The organism is Runella limosa DSM 17973, assembly GCF_000482465.1.
Lineage (GTDB): Bacteria > Bacteroidota > Bacteroidia > Cytophagales > Spirosomataceae > Runella > Runella limosa.
The window spans coordinates 561777-581284 of record NZ_KI519420.1 but is presented as its reverse complement, the minus strand read 5'-3'; the positions used below and the strand labels follow the sequence as shown (position 1 = coordinate 581284).

The window sequence follows — 19508 nt, the reverse complement described above, 5'->3', positions numbered from 1 at the left end:
ACTTAATTTTAATCTATTATTCTATCAATATGCACATTGGTAAAATAATATTTCAAAAAAGTATTCATAAAGTACAAAATACACCAAAAGAGTGGCGGCTCTTTGGTAAGTAAATAAGTTAAATTAGGGACTGATTATGAAACCAACATTGACACTTGTAGGGGCTGGCCCTGGCGACCCCGAACTCATCACACTCAAGGGAATTAAAGCATTACAACAAGCAGACGTGGTGCTGTATGACGCTTTGGTCTCCACCGAACTCCTTTCCTATGCCCCTGCTCACGCGCAGTTGGTCTATGTAGGCAAACGGCGTGGGCGCTGCGAATTTGCCCAAAGCGACCTCAACCAACTCATTGTTGACTATGCCCTCACTTACGGGCATGTCGTTCGTCTCAAAGGCGGCGACTCTTTTGTCTTTGGCAGGGGTTACGAAGAAATCGTCTTCGCCCAAGAATTTGGCATTCAAACCTCCGTCATTCCTGGCATTTCGAGCAGCATTTCGGTGCCTGCCTTGGCGGGTATTCCGCTTACCTGCCGAGGAGTAAGCGAAAGCTTTTGGGTACTCACGGGCACCACCAGAAACCACAGCCTCTCCAACGACGTCGCCAAGGCGGCTCACAGCACGGCTACCCTCGTGATTTTGATGGGAATGCAGCACCTTCCCCAAATCACCGCCCTACTTTCGGAGGCAGGACGCGGCAATACACCCGTCGCTATTATCCAGAACGGCAGCACGCCCTACCAAAAACTTGGCCTAGGCACCGTTGATACGATTGTGGAAGTGGTTGAAAAAGAGCAATTGACCAACCCTGCCATCATCGTGATCGGCGAAGTTGTACGGTTACATCCTGCCTATCCCAACGGTAGGTTGGAAGTAACGATGGCTTTTGGATAAAACCAATCCTTCCCATCACCATGAACCGTCTTTTATCTTTTCTCATTGTTGGCATGAGTTATCAGTTTGTCTTTGGTCAAGCGGCGCCAGAATTATGTCAGGGCGCTTATTTTACCGAAGCACAGGGCAAAGAATTTTTAGAAAAACACGTTCCTTCTTCCAAAAAAGAATGGGAAAACCGCGCTGCCCAAATCCGTAATCGTATTTTGGAAGGGGGTGAACTCAAAAACCTTCCGCCCCGCCCAACATCGAAACCTATTGTCCACAGCCGACGAGAGCTAAACGGATACAGCGTTGAAAATGTGGCCTTTGAGAGTGTAGAGGGTTATTATGTAACGGGAAATTTGTATCGCCCACTCCAACAGAAAGGGCCGTTTGCGGCGGTGCTTTGTCCACACGGACATACCCAAAACGCCGATGCTCGTTTTCTGGAGGCAATGCAGTTTCGTTGTGCCAACCTAGCCCGCATGGGTGCGGTTGTTTTTGCGTTTGACATGCTAGGGTACAGCGACGCCCAACAATGCCAACACAAACTTCCCAAAGCATTTAAACTCCAGGCATTGAACAGCATTCGGGCGCTGGACTTTTTGCTTGACCAACCTGGCATCGACAAAAATCGGGTGGGTGTGACGGGTGAATCGGGCGGCGGAACTCAAACTTTTATGCTAACGGCGCTCGACCCACGCGTAAAAGTAGCCGTGCCTGTCGTGATGGTTTCGGCGCACTTTTTTGGCGGATGTACTTGCGAAAGTGGTATGCCTGTGCATAAAAAAGGGGATTTTCAGACCAATAACGTAGAAATTGCTGCCCTTGCTGCACCTCGGCCCTTGCTAATCGTTTCGGATGGCGCCGACTGGACCAAGCACAATCCTGAGGTGGAATACCCGCATTTGCAGAAGATTTATAGCTTATACGGAAAAGCTAATTTGGTAGAAAACGTCCATTTACCCACCGAAAAACACGACTACGGCCCTTCAAAAAGAGCCGCAGCCTATCGTTTTTTGGCAAAACATTTACGTTTAGATGTCTCAAAAGTAACCAAAGCGGATGGCACTATTGACGAAAGCAATGCGCAGCTGCTCGACCGTAAGCTGCTGGAAGTATTCAACGTCGAACACCCGCGCCCCAGCAATGCTGCCATGGGCGATGCGGCGGTGACGGCCTTGCTAAATTGGTAATCAACTATTGGTCAACGGATTTGATACTGTAGTTTTTGGTAAACTGCCACAACAACGCAGGCGCAAAGCGCTTGAGGTACGTGCCAAGGGTTTCCATAAAACCCGCAATGACAACCTCACGCTTTCCTGCTTTAAAGGCGGTCACCATTTTACGCGCACATACATCGGCTGGAATCCCTTTGGCTTGGTTTTCGTCCATCTTGCCAAAGGGCTTTCCATCTTTTCCAATGGCATTGTACGAAATATTGGTTTTGATATAGCCAGGACAAACGATTGTCACCTGCACGCCTTCTTGCCACACTTCCCCGCGCAACGAATCAAAAAAACCTTGAATGGCGTGTTTTGAAGCACTGTAAAACGTACGGAATGATGTCCCGATTTTTCCACTTACACTGCTTGTTACCAATATTCCACCCGACTTTTGTGCCAATAAATGCGGCAGTACTTCGCGCGTGAGCAGCACAAGGTTGGTGAAGTTGGTGTCCATTAATCGCTTAAAATCCGCAGGGGCAATATCCAAGAATTTTTCACGCTGACTAACGCCCGCATTGGGAACAAGCACGTCGATTCGTCCAAAGTACGCCAAGACGCTTTCAGTTTTGGCGGCAAATTCTTCAGGACGAAGCATGTCAATCGGCAATGTCATCACGGCGTTTTCTGGCAAAGACAATTCTCGTTTGACGCGCTCTAGTTCTTCGATACGCCGCGCCGAAAGCACTAGCTTGGCGCCTTCTTTGGCAAATTCATGGGCCAAAGCCTCGCCAATTCCCGACGAAGCCCCCGTTATCCAAACAACTTTATTGGTTAGGTTCATTTATATTCGGTTTCCTGTTTTTTGTTTAGAGTTCACTGTCATGCTGGATAGGAAGCATCTATTTACTGTTTTTATTCGTCGGGTTGTAAGCAACCCTCTTCACATTAACGACTCGTCGGGTTGTGAGCAACCCTCTTCACAATCCATCAGGTTGTAAGCAACCCTCCCCACATTTAATCCGACATTCTAAATTTAGTTTTCCTGCAATATCGTGCATTTTTACACGTTAATTCCACCAAATGACATTTTTATGACCAGACTGCGTTTGTGCGTTCCTTTTTTCTTGATTTTCATTTTTCCCCACGCTCGCGCCCAGCACTTTGCCTTGAGTCGTCTTTTTTATCCCAATGCTACGCTTCGTGCCGATTTGATGGCCGATGCCAACATGGGAAACAACCAACGTTTTGGGCTTACTAGAACCTCGTTCAACGCCATCATTCCACTTCGTAGCGAAGTTGATGTGGCGTTTAGTTTGCGTAAAAAACTAGACTTACGCGCTCGTCATTTTTTAATGTTGGCCAATGCCTCTCAAATTAATCCAAGCATTAATAGTACCATCACCCCCGACAACGGCTATAAAACGTTTTCTGCGGGTGTGTTGATGCTGCAAGCAAGCCTCCGCGACCGCCTGTGGATTTACGGCGGTGGCTTAGGGTTAACTGAGTCAAATGAGACGTTTTTTACGCCTCAGCCCTTCTTTTGGGGCGGTGGGGCGCGGATGCGCATTTTGGGAATCCATACCCAAATCGCTTACGGAACGGTATTGATTTATAACCAAAAAATCCGCTTTGTACCCATCTTTGGAATCAACAAACGAATCAATAAACAATGGCGCGTGTCGGCGTTGTTACCGTTTCGTGCGGATGTCAACTACCGTTTCAATGAATGGCTAAACTTCGACATGATTGGGGCATTTGATGGCTACAGTGCTGGTTTTCAAGAAGTAACTAGCGTAGAAAAAATGCTCCGACGCAGCAACTATCAGCAAGTAAAATTCTCGGTGGCAGCCAATGCACACTTGTTTACAGTTTTCAACGTGTCGTTAGAAGCAGGCTTGGGAACCTTCCGCCAAGTCCGTACCTTCAACGCCGCCCGCCAAAATCTCGGAACTCAGAACCCTAACATTGCGCCCTTCATTGGGGCCAGTGTGCGTTATATCTCAAGTAAGTCAAAGCTTTCGTCGCAGTTTACTAGGAAGTTAGGATTTGGAGAGTCAGGTATCAACTGGTAAACCTTCCGCGCGAAACCCCAAGGCAGCCCTCAAAAGCTGCCTTTTTTTATGGGTTGGCACGGATAATAATCCTGCCTTCATCATGAGTTAACATACCAATTGTTCTTTTGCAGTTAATTATCCCCGTTTCAATCAAACCTCTCCCCTATGAACAAATTTACACTCCTGCTCTTATCGACGTTTCTGGTCGGTACTGCTTCGGCCCAAAATGTCGCCAAAGGAATTGTTTACGAAGACCTAAATGGCAATTTTAAGAAAGACAAAAAAGAAAAAGGCATTGCCAACGTAGCCGTCTCCAACGGTACAGACGTGGTACTCACCAATGCAAAAGGAGAATATCAGTTGCCCGTTGGCGACGACAATGTCTTCTTTGTCATCAAGCCCACAGGTTATAAAGTAGCCTTGGACGAAAATAATCTTCCCAAGTCTTACTATTTACACAAACCCAAAGGTGCGCCCGAATTGAAGTACAAAGGAGCAGCACCGACGGGTGCGCTTCCTGCTTCATTGGATTTTGCCCTGACGGCCTCTCCCGAAGCCGACAACTTCAAAGCCCTCATTTTTGGTGACCCACAGCCCTATACTTTAGACGAAATAAAACACTTTGAAAAAGGGGTTGTCCAAGAGGTAGCAGGCATCAAGGAAGTTGCTTTTGGATTGAGTTTGGGCGATTTGGTGGGTGATAACCTCGACCTTCACCAAGCTTACAAAGAAACGATTCGGAAAGTGGGACTTCCTTGGTATAATCTTACGGGCAACCACGACATGAACTACGACGTGACCCAAGACGAACACGCCAACGAGGCGTTTCAATCGCATTTAGGCCCAGTTAATTATTCGTTCAATTACGGCAAAGTCCATTTTATCGTGCTTGACGACATCCTTTATCCTGACCCGCGCGATGGCAAAGGCTATTGGGGTGGCTTCCGCAAAGACCAGCTTGATTTTGTAGAAAATGACCTCAAGTTTGTCCCAAAAGAAAATTTGGTGGTATTGGCGTTCCATATTCCTCTGGAATTAGAGGGTGAATCATTTCGTTTGGAAGACCGTCAACGTCTTTTTTCTATCCTCAAAGAATATCCCAATACACTCGCTCTTTCGGCCCACACGCACTTCCAACAACAAAACTTTTTCGGTGCAAAAGAGGGATGGCAAGGAGCTAAACCTTTTTATGAATTTAACGTTGGAACAACCTCGGGCGACTGGTATTCGGGTGAAAAAAATGACCAAGGCGTTCCCGCTTCCACCATGCGCGATGGCACACCCAAGGGCTACGTTTTCCTAAATTTCAACGGTAATCAATACACCATCGACTACAAAGTAGTGGGCAAACCTAGCGATTATCAGATTGATATTTATGCGCCAAACGTCATTCCATCTGACCGTGGAACGGCGGCCAAAGTGTATGCCAACTTTTTTATGGGAAGTGAAAAAGACGTGGTTGAATACCGCCTCGATAACGGCGATTGGAAACCAATGACCTACACACGGGAAGCCGATCCTCGCTATGTGGCGGCTCTTTACCGCTGGGATGCCTCCGAAAAATTGATGCCTGGGCGTCGCCCAAGCAATCCCGTCAAGTCAACGCACTTGTGGTCGGTAGCTTTTCCAAATACAAAAGTAGAAGGTACGCACACAATTGAAGTTCGTGCCAAAGACATGTTTGGACGGACGTTTACCCAAACAAAAACATTTCGGGTAGAAAAACCGTAATGTTTTTGTTCGACCTTACAACACCTCTCCCATTACTTCGTCCAACGAACGGGCATCGGGAAAAAACGACAACATCCGCGTCAAGACGCCTTCAATGATGGCATCAGGGCAAGACGCCCCGCAAGTGAGCATAACAGTCACCGAATCTTTATCTGGAATGAAGTTTTCGGTGACTTTTTCTTTCTTTCGGTGTAAGTCGTAGTGTTTGATGAGGTTACGATCCAAAATTTTATTGTCCGACTCAATAAAATACGTTGGGAATTTGGTCTCACAAAGTTCTACAATGTGGGAGGTATTGGAGCTATTATAACCACCCGCAATCAACACAAAATCAGCTTGTTCTTTCAACAAAGCGTAGGTAGCATCTTGGTTGTCGTTGGTGGCGTAGCAAAGGGTATCACGCGTATTGGCAAAGCGGCTTTCTACTTCGTATGGGGCAAGGTCGAAATGTTTTATCATTACCTGTTTGAGATAATCCGCAATTCCCTGCGTATCCGAAGCCAGCATCGTTGTTTGGTTGACAACTCCAATACGTTGTAAATCCTGTTCTGGGTCAAAACCTACGGAATATTGCCCACTAAACTCCTCAAAAAACTCTTCTTTATTTGCTTCACCCGTGATGTAACGGGCCAAACGCTCGGCTTGTTTTTGGTTTTTAACAATCACCGTAGGAGCATCTTCTTTACTATGAGAAAACGTAGCGCGCGTTTCTTCGTGTAACGGTTTTCCGTGTACGACAATCGTATAATTTTTCTGACCGATTTGGGCGGCGCGGTTCCACACTTTTTCCACAAACGGACAAGTAGTATCGTATTTGTAGGCGTCGATGCCAAGAAGTTGCAAGCGATTTTGGATTTCGATGGTCGTTCCAAAAGCAGGTACAACCACGATGTCATCCGACTTTAATTCTTCCCAAGGAATGATTTGACGGCCTGTGGTTTCCATCAAAAAACGCACGCCACGTTCCAATAAATCCCGATTAACGTCAGGATTATGAATCATTTCGCTCAATAAGAAGATACGCTTATCGGGGTTTTCATCAATGGCCCTGTAGGCGATTTCGATGGCGTTTTCGACGCCGTAGCAAAACCCAAAATGCCGCGCAATGAGAAACTTTACCGACCCGAAATCCAGCACGGTCGGCGACAAATCGCGCTTCAACTTATCGTTTTTGCGACGTAGCTCTTTGATAGGAGTGATAATCCGACTACGATAAAATTCGGGTATTTGAAAAGTCTTCATGCTGTTGGAGCAGAATTAGACGTGGATAAAAAAATGGGTTGCTTAGACCGTCGCTGCAAAGGTACGACGAACGTTTTTATAACACGCTACCCTTCCACTTTGTTTCGGCAAAATCTAAAATACTTGCTCGTTAATTTTCAATTGTTTGTCGGGATTCCACTGAAACGTGTAGCAACTGCTGCTACTACGGGCCTCTACGATGCGGTACCCTTTGTAGTCAACGCCCCAGTTTCCACCAAAATGCCCGTCAAAAAAGGCAGGTTTTGAGAGCGTTTTTCCCATGTCGATGGCATGGTCATGCCCATGAAACATGGCTCGGAGATTGGGATATTTAGCCAATGTTTTTTCCAATTCGGGGCAAGTAGTGCCGTGCTCTGACCAAAGTTTGGCAGGAATGTGCATGAACAAAAATACGTGTTCTTTTTTGGTGAATTTGGCCAATTGAGCGTCAATCCACGGAATATCAGGACAAAGGTATTCTCCTTTTTCGTTGGACGTATCGGCCAAAATAATGGCATTTTTACCAATTTCTACGCTGTGATTAAGGTCATACCCCCAGGTTTCGCGCCATTGGGCAGGCGTAACGTGGTCGTGGTTGCCACGCGTGACGTAGTAGGGAAAGCCCAATTGGTCAAAGTACTGCTTGACTTCGGGCAAAAACTGAATGTTATCGTGAAATAAGTCTCCGTTAAACACCACAAAATCAAGCCCTTTTTCAGCCCGTTCTTGCTTAAAGTACTTGATGATGTTTTCGTGGTAAGTTTTATAATCAGTTTTCGCTTGCCCATAATGACCATCGGAGGCCACGGCAAAACGCAACCGACGGGAAGATTTGGTCGAAGGTTGTTGGCAACCGAAGGCCACAAGACCCGCAGAGAGCTGGAGAAATTCGCGACGTAACATAAAAATGAGCTATGTGTTGAGGTTTTTTTAAGTGTTGAGGATTGCTCACAACCCGATTAACTGTCAAGAGTTAGTCACAACCCGCCCCGAAGTTACATACAATACATGATTACTCAACGGATGATTGGATACGAGAGGGACATCGCTATCTTGCCATTGTCGAAACCCCAGACGCTCGCTTGTAAAAATATACATGAGTGAAATAAAAGACGTTGTTATTCCGCATTCCAAATTTCCCACGCTTTTTCAGCCTGTAGATGTAGCATCGGAAGGCCATTGTGCGTTTGGGCGTTTTGTTCTTTTCCTTTTTGCAAAAATAACGTTTCCGCAGGATTATAGACCAAATCATACAAAAGGTGCTGCTCCCCCAATAAATGATACGGAATCGCGGGGCAATCCTCTACCTTGGGGTAAGTTCCGACGGGCGAAGTGTTGATAATCAACGAATGACTGTGGATAACTTCCTCAGTGAGGTCATCGTAACCGATGGTCGTTTCGGTTTTTTGGCGCGAAACCACTTGATACGCAATTTGCAAGTCGTTCAAAGCCGCAAAAACTGCCTTGGCAGCACCTCCGTTGCCCAATACTAATGCTTTGAGATTGACAGGCGTTCTTTGCAACGAGTCGAACCATTGCTCCAGCGACGACCGAAAACCATAATAATCTGTGTTATAGCCTTTTAATTTCCCATTGGGAAGAATTTTAATGGTATTGACCGCTCCAATCCGCGCCGCAGAGGCCGCATCCAATTCGTCGAGAAAAGGAAGGACGTTTTGCTTATGCGGAATGGTCACGTTGAGGCCAACCAAATCGGGATGTGCGGCAATAAGTTGGGGAAAGTCTTGGTAATTCGGCAATTCTAACAACTCATAGCGGCATCCGCTGATGCCTTCTTTTTCAAATTTTTCGGTAAAATATTTTTTTGAGAAAGAGTGAGTCAACGGAAATCCAATTAGGGCAAATAATCTCATGGTTGGCTTAAAACAATTTTTTTACTTTCATTAAATGTTGAGGTTCGGACTTTGATATGATACGTTCCGTAGGGCAGGTCGCTCAGATCTAGTTTTTGTTGACCTACCAAACTAGCAAACGTTTTGGTCATCAGCGTACGCCCCGTTTGGTCATAGACGATGATGGTTACATCGCTCAAATTTTCTAATGCTTCGATGGTTACATTGCCATCAGTACTTGGGTTGGGAAAAACACCTATGCGGGCGTTGCCACTTTCCAGCACAAACTCATACGCCGCCGATGCTTTGGACGTGCAAGTCAACGTAGCACTGTGCTTAATTGACGAAATCACCGTATAACTTCCCGCTTGTATCGTTCGGATGGTAGCGGCGGTTTCGCTCAGGGCTTGGCCGTTGTTTGTCCAAGCATAAGTCGCGCCTTCGGTTGGGTTACTCACTTGTAAGGCATAAATTCCCGATTTTTGAATGACGGGCGTAGCGGGAAGGGTTTTAGCCTCTACCCGAACCGCCCCCGTATAAGGCGATTGGCAGCCCGAATCATCGCGAATACTAGCCGCATAATTTCCTGATTGCTTGGCAATAATTCTACTTGTTGTTTCGCCCGTATTCCAGATAACCTGATACGGACTTTCCACTCTTAGTCCCACTTGTTCACCTTCACAGAAAGTAGTGCGCCCCTCAGCAATGACCGACGGCGGATTAGGCAGCTGAATCACTCGAACCGTAATAGGATCGGAAGCCGACGAAGAACAACCAAATTCATTTTTGGCAGCAACCGTGTAATTTCCCGCCACGTTGGCGTTGATGCTTTGCGTCGTTGCGGAGTTAGACCACTGATAGCCCGCCGCTTGCGAGGCTGTGAGGGTTACAGATTTATCCGCACAAATCGTCGTTGAGCCCGTTACACTGATCGTCGGTTTGTCAGGAAGCGGATTAACCGTAATCTTAATGGGATTAGAGGCAGGTGAAGTGCAACCAGTAGTTGGGTCATAAACGGTGGCCGTAACACTGCCCGCCGAGTACGTTTTTATGCTTCGGCCTTCATCGCCCGTACTCCATTTAAACGAACTCCCCGCCGAGGTAATCGTGAGTACAGTATTATCGAATAAACAAAAGGTAGTAGGTCTTTCACTAATCACCGAAGGCGCAGTGGGTAAAGGGTGAACAGTTACTTTAAATGGGTCAGAAATTGCCTCACAGTTGTTGCCATCTCGATAACGCACTCGGTAGTCTCCCCCAGTAATAGCCGTGACCGTTTGGGTTGTTTGAAAATTACTCCAAGAAATTCCAGCATTGTAATTGGTTGTCAACTGTACTTGCCCACCTACACAAAAAGTTGTAGCACCCAGCGCCGTAATGGTAGGTTTGTCAGGAAGGCGGTTAACGGTTACTGCAATGACATTAGAAGACGGTGATTGGCACTGATTGGCGTCCACTGTACGGGCCGAATAACGCCCCGTGAGGTTGACCGTCACAGTCCTAGTATTCTGACCATTGCTCCAAATGTAGCCCGCTTGAGCAGAAGAAGTCAGCGTAATCACTTCATTTTCACAAATATTAGGCGTTCGATCAGCACTGATGGTTGGGGCAGCTGGCAAAGGATTAGTCTTGACCGTAACGGGGTCAGAAACAGGCGAAGAACAGCCATTGGCATCTGTAATAGCCACAGTAAAAGTCCCCGCCTGTAAAATACTGATGCGGCGATTACGAGCTCCATTATTCCAATTGTACTGAGCCGAATTGGTAGAGGTCAGAACCGTACTATCGCCTTCACAAAAAGTAAGTGGGCGCTCCGCCGTAATCACGGGTTTGGCGGGAAGCGGATTGGCCGTTACTTTGATGGAGTTAGAAATGGCATCGCAACCATTGTTATCCCTAAAACGAACATTGTATGTACCCGACGTTGTTACTTTAATGCTAGTGCCTTGTTCACCGTTGCTCCACACATTTCCTGCCGAATAATTGGAAGATAATGTCACTTCTCCTCCTTCACAAAACGATGTATTGCCCGTAGCACTAATACTTGGGGCGGCAGGTGGCGTATTCACTACCACCACAACACTCGTAGGCTCCGACGTACAGCCTTGGCTATCGAGCACCCGTACTTCATAAATTCCCGACGTGCGGGCGGCAATCGTTTGGCCACGCTCGCCGTTTGACCAGCGGTATTCGTTGGCACCACTGGCCGTTAAGCTTACCGAACCACCCTGGCAGAAAGTAAGCGCTCCTGAAGCATTGATGGTAGGTTTGGCTGGCGGAGGCGAATTGACAGTACTCACAGTAAACGAGGCCGCGCTACTACAACCATACAGGTTTCTAGTAGTCACCGTATATGTTCCTCCCGAAGACACATCAATACGTTGGCTGGTGGCTCCCGTACTCCAATTGTTATCAATGCTGCTACTCGACGTCAGGCCAATGCTACTTCCTTGGCAAAGAGGAACTTTCCCGTCAACCGCAATACTAACGGGCGCACTTTGTAAGTCGTTCGGAACGGTAATGGAAGGTGTAAAATAAGTATTTCCCGAAGCATCGCGGACAGTAGCTTGATACGTACCTGGACCAAAGTTGACAGAAGACCCCGTGGCACCGTTGTTCCACTGCACCGAAACAAACGGCCCTTGAACGTTGATATTAAGTTGATTTCCTCCCGCACAACGAACCGAAAAAGCAGGATAAGTACCCGTTTGGGGCGAACAATTATTAAAAAAATTATTATCGAGCGAATTAGCCCATACGTTGGCCGCATCTGCTAACCCTCCATTTTGAAGGTGCGCTCCGTCAGGACGAGGAATCTGAACCTCGTCGGTATTAGGGCCAAAATAAGCAGCCGAAGTATTAAAAACGGTTTGATTTTGACCATTGATTACTTCTTGGCTATTTTTCCCTTTATAATGAGAAACCCTCGCCACTACCCAACCTACATTTTTGCCAAAATGCTGCCGTGATTTATTAATCACCGTCTGCAAATTAGACACGTAAAGATTGGCGTTGGTATTGAGAATATTGTCGGCTTCGCCTTGGTGCCAAAGCACTGCCCGCACGCCCGTAAGACTCGCATAGTAGTTGAGCGCTAAACGTAAATTGGCATACGGTTGTCCAGGTGGATAGGTATCATTGATATAAATACTACTTGTGGTGCCACCGTCAACGGTTTCAGACCAGTTTTTGGAAGCAGTTCCTTCCCAACCTGCATTGTAAAATAGCACTGGAACATTCAGCCGATTGGTCAAAATATCCCCCAACCTTCCCCAGCACCAAGAAGACAACCCGCGCGGGCTTATATTGCTGTTGTCGCTCATTTTGACAAACGACGGGGCGGGGAGTGAATTATTTTGGTGCGTGCCATTGTAGTAATTGACGCAGTTGACACGGTCATCGCCAGGACTGGGTGCACCGTAGTTGAAGAAGCCTTGAGCGTTGGATTGGCCCGCCACGACAAATACTTCTCCGACACCCACCCGTTGGAGCTCGGTAGTAGTAACCACATTTCCATTAGCCATTCCCCTGATTTGCAGTTCATACCAGCCTCCCCTGACCGAAATACTTCCTGAGTAAAACCCACCTTGCGGATTTTCTTGGATAGTTCGCCAGTCGGTTTGCTCTCCTTGCCCACCGACCATTGGCACCACCCGTGCCTCTACTCGGTCGATGCTTTGAGCATACTGCCCCGTGATAGGAATCGTTCCGTTGCCCGCATTGTCGCGCTGAAAAACGATTCGACTACTAGGGAACGTAATGCGAATTTGAGCAACTATAGTAAGTGGTAGAAATAGCCATAGTAAAAAGTTGACAAAATAGAATAAGTATGCTTTACTAAATTTCATTTGTTCAGCTTTATGGTGGAATATATGTTTACTACCGCAAAAAAAAGGTTAGTAACAGCGCAAATAAATAGCTATTTACGCTTGGTACTAACCCACCTTATTTTGATTTATTGGACCTGTTTTTAAGGATTTAAAACCTTCCAAATCAAATCTTTTAGCTCGTTTATTCCTTCTTGCATCACCGCCGAAATAAATACGTACGGTATGTCGGTAGGAAGTGTTTTGATGAGATCGGCTTTGGCTTCGTCGTCGATTAAATCCATTTTCGAGATGGCCAAAAGTCGTTCTTTATCTAATAGAGTTGGGTCATACAATTCTAATTCACGAAGCAAAGTACGATACTCGTCCCCTGCATTTTCGCTAGTGGCGGGCACCAAAAACAACAAAATGGAGTTGCGTTCGATGTGTCGCAAAAAGCGTAATCCTAGTCCTTTTCCTTGCGAAGCCCCTTCGATAATCCCAGGAATATCGGCCATTACAAACGATTTAAAATCGCGGTAAGCCACCACTCCGAGGTTAGGGACAAGCGTTGTAAACGGATAATCGGCAATTTCGGGTCGTGCCGCTGATACCGTCGAGAGCAACGTTGATTTTCCAGCGTTTGGAAACCCAACCAATCCCACATCAGCAAGGAGTTTTAGCTCCAAAACAATCCATTCTTCTTGTCCAGGCTCGCCAGGTTGAGCGTAGAGGGGCGTTTGGTTGGTTGCTGATCTAAAGTGCCAGTTTCCTAAACCGCCGCGTCCTCCTTTCAACAAAATCACTTCCTGATCATGCTCGGTTACTTCGCCCATCACCTCCCCAGTTTCAGGGTGGCGCGCGATGGTTCCGAGCGGTACTTCTATGATGACGTCATTTCCTTGCTTTCCGTTGCAACGCGCCCCGCTACCACCTACACCAGCATCCGCTTTGATGTGCTTGCGGTACTTCAAGTGGAGGAGTGTCCAGTGCTGCGAGTTTGCTTTCATAATGATGTGCCCACCTCGTCCGCCGTCGCCCCCATCTGGGCCACCTTTGTCCACAAATTTTTCACGTCGGAAGTGTGCAGAACCTGCTCCACCCGCTCCCGAGCGACAGTTTATTTTAACGTAATCTATAAAATTGGAAGTTGCCATAGTAAAATAAAAAACTCGCGTGATGGACCTAAATGGCATCACACGAGTTACAAAGTTGAGAAAGAAAAGGGAGAGTCTGTATGAAACTCCCGTTAAAATTTATTATACGGTCTCGATTGCCTCACAAAGTTGACCAAAAATATGATCGATTTCGCCAATCCCGTTCACCACCGTCAGCTTGCCTTGAGCTTCATAATAAGGCAGTACGTGAACCGTTTTGTTGAAATATTCATCTATACGCTTTACCAGTTTATCCTCGTCGTCATCGGCCCGTCCGCTTATTTTTTTGCGTTCGGCAATACGGCGTTTCAATTCTTCTTCGTTGACATCCAGCTGTAAAACGGCTTTGATATTGGTGTTTTTTGACTCTAAAAACGCATCGAGGGCTTCAGCTTGGGGAACAGTACGGGGAAATCCGTCAAAAATAATTCCTTTTGCGTCAGGATTTTTCTGAACTTCCTCTTCCAACATATCGATGGTGATGGAATCTGGAACCAAAATCCCGTTATCGAGCAAATCTTTCACCCGCTTACCGAGCTCGGTTTGCTCTTTGATGTGCATCCGGAACAAATCTCCCGTAGAAATGTGAAATAGCTGGTATTTCTCGATGAGCTTTGCCGCTTGGGTGCCTTTGCCCGCACCGGGAGGGCCAAAAAGTACAATGTTAAGCATCTGATGAGGGATGTTTTGAAGAGGGAGTCTTACGGTTTAAAGTGTATAAAATGCAAATTTACAATTTCGTAACACTCCTCAACGGTTTTTCCCCACAAATTAACAAAGGAATTTGCTAAAATGGAGTAGGTTTGCTCAGCTGGGCTATTGCGTAGCTATTTTGCCCTGGCCTCGTCTCCCATTTCGCACTGTCATTTTGTGACTAAATTATTTACCTTTAGGCATCCGTCCACCCTTATACACAACTTCCTATGAAACAACGATTGAAACCATGACTCTATGCAGCGGGAGTACTGCTAATGACCGAAGGCTGCTTCTCAAATCTCTTTAAAAGCCGAACAACTACTGTGTTTGGGACAGTTACCGATAATGACACCAAATTCCCTGTGGGAAATAATGGCATATTGGCATTCCAAGGCACAAAATTAACAACTGTATTTACCGATAAAGAAGGAAAATACTCAGCCACGATTGGCGTTCCTAGGGGCTATCATTCACTTGATGTACGTAACAACTTCGATATTAGAAATTACAGGGATGACATACTTCTTTTAAACGGTACAAAGACAAACTTGTGCTATCCTGTAAGAATCAGTTCAAAAACGCAGTATGACTTCATCATGCCTCCCAAATAAAATTGCTTTAACGTAAAACACTACAAAAAGCACATCAAAGCTTATTTTATTTGTTCCCAGATACTGTCATTATAAAAACCATTTCTTGAGCTATTATTACAACCACTATTTTACATAGTTATAATTTACTGAACTATTAAAATATAATATTGTATTTATAACTAAAGCCCTTATCTTTGAGTACATATCCATGCTCCTTCGTGTAAAACACTTCTAATTTTGTAATAAAACATCATTTTTGTAAATGTATAAAGATGAAAAAAGCCTTTTATTTAGTTATACTTAGTTGTTTTCTTTTGCTTAACTTCCCATCCTGTACTCCTCCAATCGCAGAGGCTAGCAAAGCCATCGACCCTTCGATGATTCCATCCAGCCCCTCATTGGTTCAAGCCATCAAAAGCGAAAACCATTGGTTGGGTTGGTTTAACGCTGGGGATATCAACATTAAAGTAAAACCTGATAAGGAGGTTTTACCCGAAAAACCCGCCCAAGCGCCCGATTTAAGTAAAATCCAAAAAGAACCAGGCAAATTTAGGCTCGTAGCGGTAGGAGGGAGTCTATCAGCAGGGTTTCGAGACGGGGGGCTTTACCGAGAAGGTCAATTAACCGCCTTCCCAAATCTGATTGCGGGGCAAATGAAAGTGGGTTTTATTCAGCCGCTGTTTTCACAAATAGAAGGCAATGGTACGGGCTATAAAACGATATCATCCACGGATGGCCCCTTGGTTAAATTCAATATGGTGACCAATAATTTGGGGGTAACCCAGCAGAATGGAGAAACGGCTTACTCCGATTTTATAGAAAAAGATAAAGCACAAATTGACCAGCTGGCTTTTCCCGAGATTCAAAAAGGATTACAGTTTTTTCGATACCCATCGGAAGAGTTTAAATATTACAAATATATTGATCGGGTAGCAGGTGAAGAAACGAAAGCTCAATATGCGAAACCTTGGGATTGGGTCAATGACCAAAATGCTGATTTATTTATCTTTGAGTTTGGCATGGACGATACTTTTAAATCTGCTTCATATGGTGGTGGCTCTATTGCTTCAGGAGGCCAATTGCCCTACTACTTTACACCCGAATACGAACTGGCGCGAAGCTTAGCCAAGAAACAACACAAAGGGGTGATATTGAATGTTCCCGAAGTACTAGATTTTCCCTACTTTAAGCAAATCACCGCTGAGATGGTCAAAAAATCGGGGGTTAAACTCTTTGTGGAGCAATACGAATATGACGCTACACTGCATCGGTTGATTCCTACACCTACGATTGAGAAATTATTAAAAGGCGAATTGAAAGCTAATGTGTGGGGCAGAGTGGTACTGAGTACCCATGATGTTATCACTGGCAATGATTTTAACAGCGAATTGCAAAGGCTTTCGCCGCAACTTTACAATACTTACTTTATTGGCACAGCGGCCAAAGACACGGGTTGGCCCGTAGTCGATATTTATAGTCTTTACAAGCGTATTCAGGCAGGAGGTTATGTGACAGATGATGACGTAGCAGTTAATCCAGCGTGGCCACGGGGCGGTAATTTCTTTTCGGCGGATGGAGTGTATCCCACGGCTTTCGGACAAGCTGTCATTGCCAACGAGGTTATCAAAACCCTCAACAAACACTATGGTTTGCAGATTCAGCTCCTACAAACCCGTTTTTTTATGGGTAAATAGTTACCTACATCTAAGTATCGGTCAACGTATGAAGATGAGATGAAACGATTAACCAAACCATGATGGTTTATGTCCAAAAGGGGCCATGGAGTTCTGTTAGTGGCGATTTAAAAACTGTATGTACGAGCTGAATTAGAAGCTATAATATAGTTATTGTTCTTCCTAAATAATTTCATTCATTTGAGATGATACCTATAATAAAAAGGCGACTCCCTAAAAAAATCGCCTTTTTATAAATGCTGAATACCTTTTTTCGCTACTCCAGATTAGCTTCCATAGCACCGAACCTCAAACAAAGCCGCAGGAACTACGTTTGAGGGATGTTCTACTTGAATCGTGAGCGAAGTGGTCTCAATCGGCTCGCGGAACGTAATAACGCGTTGGCTTTGGTGATTGTCTTTGATTTCAGCAATGACTTCTTTTTGGTCATTTAGAATCCGTACATTTTTAACACAAAACGGCATTTCATTTTCGGGATGTGACATCAAGACCGTTTCCATCGGGTGGTCAAAATCGGTGTCAAAATGCAGGACAAGTTCACGAATCTGCTGGGGGCTGTCCCACGAGAGTTGCACTGCTGGGTGCGCATCTGCTGGACTGGCTACCCACGCGTTGGGCTGGTGCGTGGGCCGTTGCAGACCGTTGCGCAGGTGATTGGCTTGAAATAGGTTGAAAGGTGAGTCGAGCTTTAACGCTAAATTTTTACCCGCAGGACGGCGTTGGGGGCACCAAAACTCGAACGTATCTACGCCGATGTCTTGGGTTGGCTCTTGTTTTCCGTAGTTAGAAACCGCTTCGTTGATTTGATTGAAGACGGTCAGCAGCCCCGTTATGCGTTGGTCGGAGTACTGCAAGCGTACTTTTTCATTTTTGAGAATAGTCAAAAACACATAACCTAGTGCGCTTTCGGATTGGGCAGCTCGAAGTTGGGCGAGTTGGGGACGGTAGTCAGCTTCATCAAATGCCAAATGGATACAGTTTCGGCCTTTTTGGAGTGAAATGGTTTGTTGGCAAAGCGTTACATCAGGGGTATGATTGTTGACTTTACTCGAAACCCGTAGTTCCACTTGAAGCTCAGTCGGCTCGTCGGCATAAGGGTGAAGAATCACTTTGCCCAAGGGTGACTCGCTCAATGGAAGGAGCTGCGCTACCGAAAAAACCATTGTTTCGGGCTCGCCCGAGGGAAGGAGTTCTTCTACTACCAACTCACTACTGGCCGAAATTGTGGCCGTTTGGAGCAAGTCGTTATCGTCTCGTAGCGGCAAATGAGGAATGTGCTGTCCCGTTTTTAGTAACTCTTGCTGTAGAGATGTAATGTACTGGGGTTGAGCCAAATCACGAGGCAAAAGCCCTTTTTCGATGCACAATTTCGCGGCCATTCCCACGGCTTGTCCACCGTGCGCGCTCGTAGCCATCACGCGTGACGACGCAAAGGCGACGTGGCTGGCCGAAATGATGCGTCCTGCGAGAAAAAGGTTGTTGATGTTGCGTGAATAAAAACTGCGGTACGGAATGCCGTAAATACCCTTACTGTGCCACTGATTGCAGCTCGACTGTCCAATTTCGGCAAATACACCATCGGCGGGGTGTAAGTCAATCGACCAGCCCCCAAACGCCACGTCGTCGTAGTGGGTGCGTTGTTCAACTATATCCTGCTGAATCAGCATATAATCGCCCTCAAAACGGCGGCTTTCGCGTTTGCCAGGGATTTGCCCCACCCACTCAAGCGTGAGGTTTTCGGCTTCGGGAAACTTGCCTGAGTTTTTGATGTAGTCCCATACGCCATAAATCACTTTCCACAACTCCCACTTGATGGTTTCGGTATCGTGGACTGTGTCGAGGCGACCGCCGTATTCTACCCACCAAAGCTTGCAGCCAAATTCGTTGGCGTTGAAGGAGCGAAATTTGGGGATTTTTTGCGTGACGTCGTGGGCAAAACTGGGGGCAACAAATTTGATAGGCTTGCCCGCGTTTTTGGAATAAAAGTACAGACTGTGACCCAATAGCTCGCCGTATTCTTGCGAAGGCGCAAATTTCTCACCAAACTCTTCCCGCGACTCGGCGCCCATTCGGAAGGCAGCTCCCGCCAAAAAACCCACAATGCCGTCGCCCGAGGCGTCGCAAAACAACGGCGCGGAGAGCTCGTAGTGGGTGGAGTTTTGCGAACAAAACCCGTGGACTTTCGAAATTGTATCGGGAGTAGATTTTTCTACTTCATAAACAGTTGTATTAAGTAAAAGCGTAATGTTGGGTTCATTGACGACTTTTTCGAGTAAAATAGTATCAAAAATCAGCGGGTTGCTGTCGGGGTTGCGGTACATATTTTCTACCAACAACTCGTCTAAAAGTCCTCCCTCGCGAGCCCAACGGTTGTTGTTGCCCATGTGAGAAGTGGCGCCCAATACCCACAAACGAACCTCGCTCGAAGAGTTACCCCCTAATACTGGGCGGTCGGTGACCAAGACTACTTTGATTCCTGCGCGTGCCGCCGTAACAGCCCCACATAGCCCCGAGAGCCCGCCACCTACTACCACCAAATCGGCGTTATACATGACGCTTTTGGGGGCTCTTTTTTCGATTGCATCTGCTTTTATCATGCTTTTTTGCAAAAGTTATTCTTTAACGTAAATGATTTA

General features: G+C 46.2%; 14 protein-coding genes. 6 read left to right on the top strand and 8 right to left on the bottom strand.

What is annotated here, in order from left to right:
* Positions 1-136 precede the first annotated feature (136 nt).
* Positions 137-895 (top strand): uroporphyrinogen-III C-methyltransferase, encoded by a 759-nt coding sequence (cobA, locus tag K339_RS0112335; RefSeq protein WP_028523848.1) that lies wholly within the window; start codon positions 137-139, stop codon positions 893-895.
* 20 nt (positions 896-915) lie between these two features.
* Positions 916-2073 carry an alpha/beta hydrolase family protein gene (locus K339_RS0112330; RefSeq protein WP_028523847.1) on the top strand — a complete coding sequence of 386 codons (1158 nt, stop codon included), beginning with the start codon at positions 916-918 and terminating at the stop codon, positions 2071-2073.
* Positions 2074-2077: 4 nt separating this feature from the next.
* On the opposite strand, the gene K339_RS0112325 is transcribed toward K339_RS0112330, so the two are convergent.
* Positions 2078-2887 carry an SDR family oxidoreductase gene (locus K339_RS0112325; protein WP_028523846.1) on the bottom strand — a complete coding sequence of 270 codons (810 nt, stop codon included), beginning with the start codon at positions 2885-2887 and terminating at the stop codon, positions 2078-2080.
* A 250-nt stretch (positions 2888-3137) separates the two neighbouring features.
* Between K339_RS0112325 and K339_RS0112320 the strand changes: the two genes are divergently transcribed.
* Both K339_RS0112320 and K339_RS0112315 read left to right on the top strand, forming a co-directional pair.
* Positions 3138-4118: a hypothetical protein gene (locus K339_RS0112320; protein WP_028523845.1), complete on the top strand. Its 981-nt coding sequence runs from the start codon at positions 3138-3140 to the stop codon at positions 4116-4118.
* Between the two features lie 147 nt (positions 4119-4265).
* Positions 4266-5831 carry a calcineurin-like phosphoesterase C-terminal domain-containing protein gene (locus K339_RS0112315; protein ID WP_028523844.1) on the top strand — a complete coding sequence of 522 codons (1566 nt, stop codon included), beginning with the start codon at positions 4266-4268 and terminating at the stop codon, positions 5829-5831.
* Positions 5832-5846: 15 nt separating this feature from the next.
* Here the strand turns inward: K339_RS0112315 and K339_RS0112310 are convergent, their stop codons facing one another.
* The 6 genes from K339_RS0112310 to K339_RS0112285 form a co-directional block, all read right to left on the bottom strand.
* The gene (locus K339_RS0112310; protein WP_028523843.1) at positions 5847-7073 is read right to left on the bottom strand and encodes a 4-hydroxy-3-methylbut-2-enyl diphosphate reductase; all 1227 of its coding nucleotides are present in this window, start codon (positions 7071-7073) and stop codon (positions 5847-5849) included.
* 114 nt (positions 7074-7187) lie between these two features.
* Positions 7188-7976: a metallophosphoesterase family protein gene (locus tag K339_RS0112305; protein WP_028523842.1), complete on the bottom strand. Its 789-nt coding sequence runs from the start codon at positions 7974-7976 to the stop codon at positions 7188-7190.
* 215 nt (positions 7977-8191) lie between these two features.
* Complete coding sequence (locus K339_RS0112300) at positions 8192-8947, bottom strand: shikimate dehydrogenase family protein (protein ID WP_028523841.1); 756 nt, start codon at positions 8945-8947, stop codon at positions 8192-8194.
* Positions 8944-12774 carry a T9SS type A sorting domain-containing protein gene (locus tag K339_RS35940; protein WP_051397981.1) on the bottom strand — a complete coding sequence of 1277 codons (3831 nt, stop codon included), beginning with the start codon at positions 12772-12774 and terminating at the stop codon, positions 8944-8946. Before K339_RS35940 ends, K339_RS0112300 begins: the two co-directional genes overlap by 4 nt.
* A 122-nt stretch (positions 12775-12896) precedes the next feature.
* On the bottom strand, positions 12897-13889 hold the full coding sequence (gene obgE / locus K339_RS0112290) for a GTPase ObgE (RefSeq protein ID WP_028523840.1): 993 nt from the start codon (positions 13887-13889) through the stop codon (positions 12897-12899).
* 102 nt (positions 13890-13991) lie between these two features.
* Complete coding sequence (locus K339_RS0112285; RefSeq protein WP_028523839.1) at positions 13992-14561, bottom strand: adenylate kinase; 570 nt, start codon at positions 14559-14561, stop codon at positions 13992-13994.
* 347 nt (positions 14562-14908) lie between these two features.
* Here K339_RS0112285 and K339_RS37140 point away from each other — a divergent pair, with 347 nt between their 5' ends.
* On the top strand, positions 14909-15196 hold the full coding sequence (locus K339_RS37140; protein WP_157607572.1) for a hypothetical protein: 288 nt from the start codon (positions 14909-14911) through the stop codon (positions 15194-15196).
* A gap of 254 nt (positions 15197-15450) precedes the next feature.
* On the top strand, positions 15451-16872 hold the full coding sequence (locus K339_RS0112275; protein WP_028523837.1) for an SGNH/GDSL hydrolase family protein: 1422 nt from the start codon (positions 15451-15453) through the stop codon (positions 16870-16872).
* A gap of 266 nt (positions 16873-17138) precedes the next feature.
* Here the strand turns inward: K339_RS0112275 and K339_RS0112270 are convergent, their stop codons facing one another.
* Positions 17139-19469, bottom strand: coding sequence for an FAD-dependent oxidoreductase (locus tag K339_RS0112270; RefSeq protein ID WP_028523836.1), 2331 nt, complete (start codon positions 19467-19469; stop codon positions 17139-17141).
* Positions 19470-19508 lie beyond the last annotated feature (39 nt).

What these genes read in the sequence shown, in the direction of transcription:
- cobA (WP_028523848.1), top strand. Translation starts at nt 137, where the DNA reads ATGAAACCAACATTGACACTTGTAGGGGCTGGCCCTGGCGACCCCGAA.
- K339_RS0112330 (WP_028523847.1), top strand. Translation starts at nt 916, where the DNA reads ATGAACCGTCTTTTATCTTTTCTCATTGTTGGCATGAGTTATCAGTTT.
- K339_RS0112325 (WP_028523846.1), bottom strand. Translation starts at nt 2,887, where the DNA reads ATGAACCTAACCAATAAAGTTGTTTGGATAACGGGGGCTTCGTCGGGA.
- K339_RS0112320 (WP_028523845.1), top strand. Translation starts at nt 3,138, where the DNA reads ATGACCAGACTGCGTTTGTGCGTTCCTTTTTTCTTGATTTTCATTTTT.
- K339_RS0112315 (WP_028523844.1), top strand. Translation starts at nt 4,266, where the DNA reads ATGAACAAATTTACACTCCTGCTCTTATCGACGTTTCTGGTCGGTACT.
- K339_RS0112310 (WP_028523843.1), bottom strand. Translation starts at nt 7,073, where the DNA reads ATGAAGACTTTTCAAATACCCGAATTTTATCGTAGTCGGATTATCACT.
- K339_RS0112305 (WP_028523842.1), bottom strand. Translation starts at nt 7,976, where the DNA reads ATGTTACGTCGCGAATTTCTCCAGCTCTCTGCGGGTCTTGTGGCCTTC.
- K339_RS0112300 (WP_028523841.1), bottom strand. Translation starts at nt 8,947, where the DNA reads ATGAGATTATTTGCCCTAATTGGATTTCCGTTGACTCACTCTTTCTCA.
- K339_RS35940 (WP_051397981.1), bottom strand. Translation starts at nt 12,774, where the DNA reads ATGAAATTTAGTAAAGCATACTTATTCTATTTTGTCAACTTTTTACTA.
- obgE (WP_028523840.1), bottom strand. Translation starts at nt 13,889, where the DNA reads ATGGCAACTTCCAATTTTATAGATTACGTTAAAATAAACTGTCGCTCG.
- K339_RS0112285 (WP_028523839.1), bottom strand. Translation starts at nt 14,561, where the DNA reads ATGCTTAACATTGTACTTTTTGGCCCTCCCGGTGCGGGCAAAGGCACC.
- K339_RS0112275 (WP_028523837.1), top strand. Translation starts at nt 15,451, where the DNA reads ATGAAAAAAGCCTTTTATTTAGTTATACTTAGTTGTTTTCTTTTGCTT.
- K339_RS0112270 (WP_028523836.1), bottom strand. Translation starts at nt 19,469, where the DNA reads ATGATAAAAGCAGATGCAATCGAAAAAAGAGCCCCCAAAAGCGTCATG.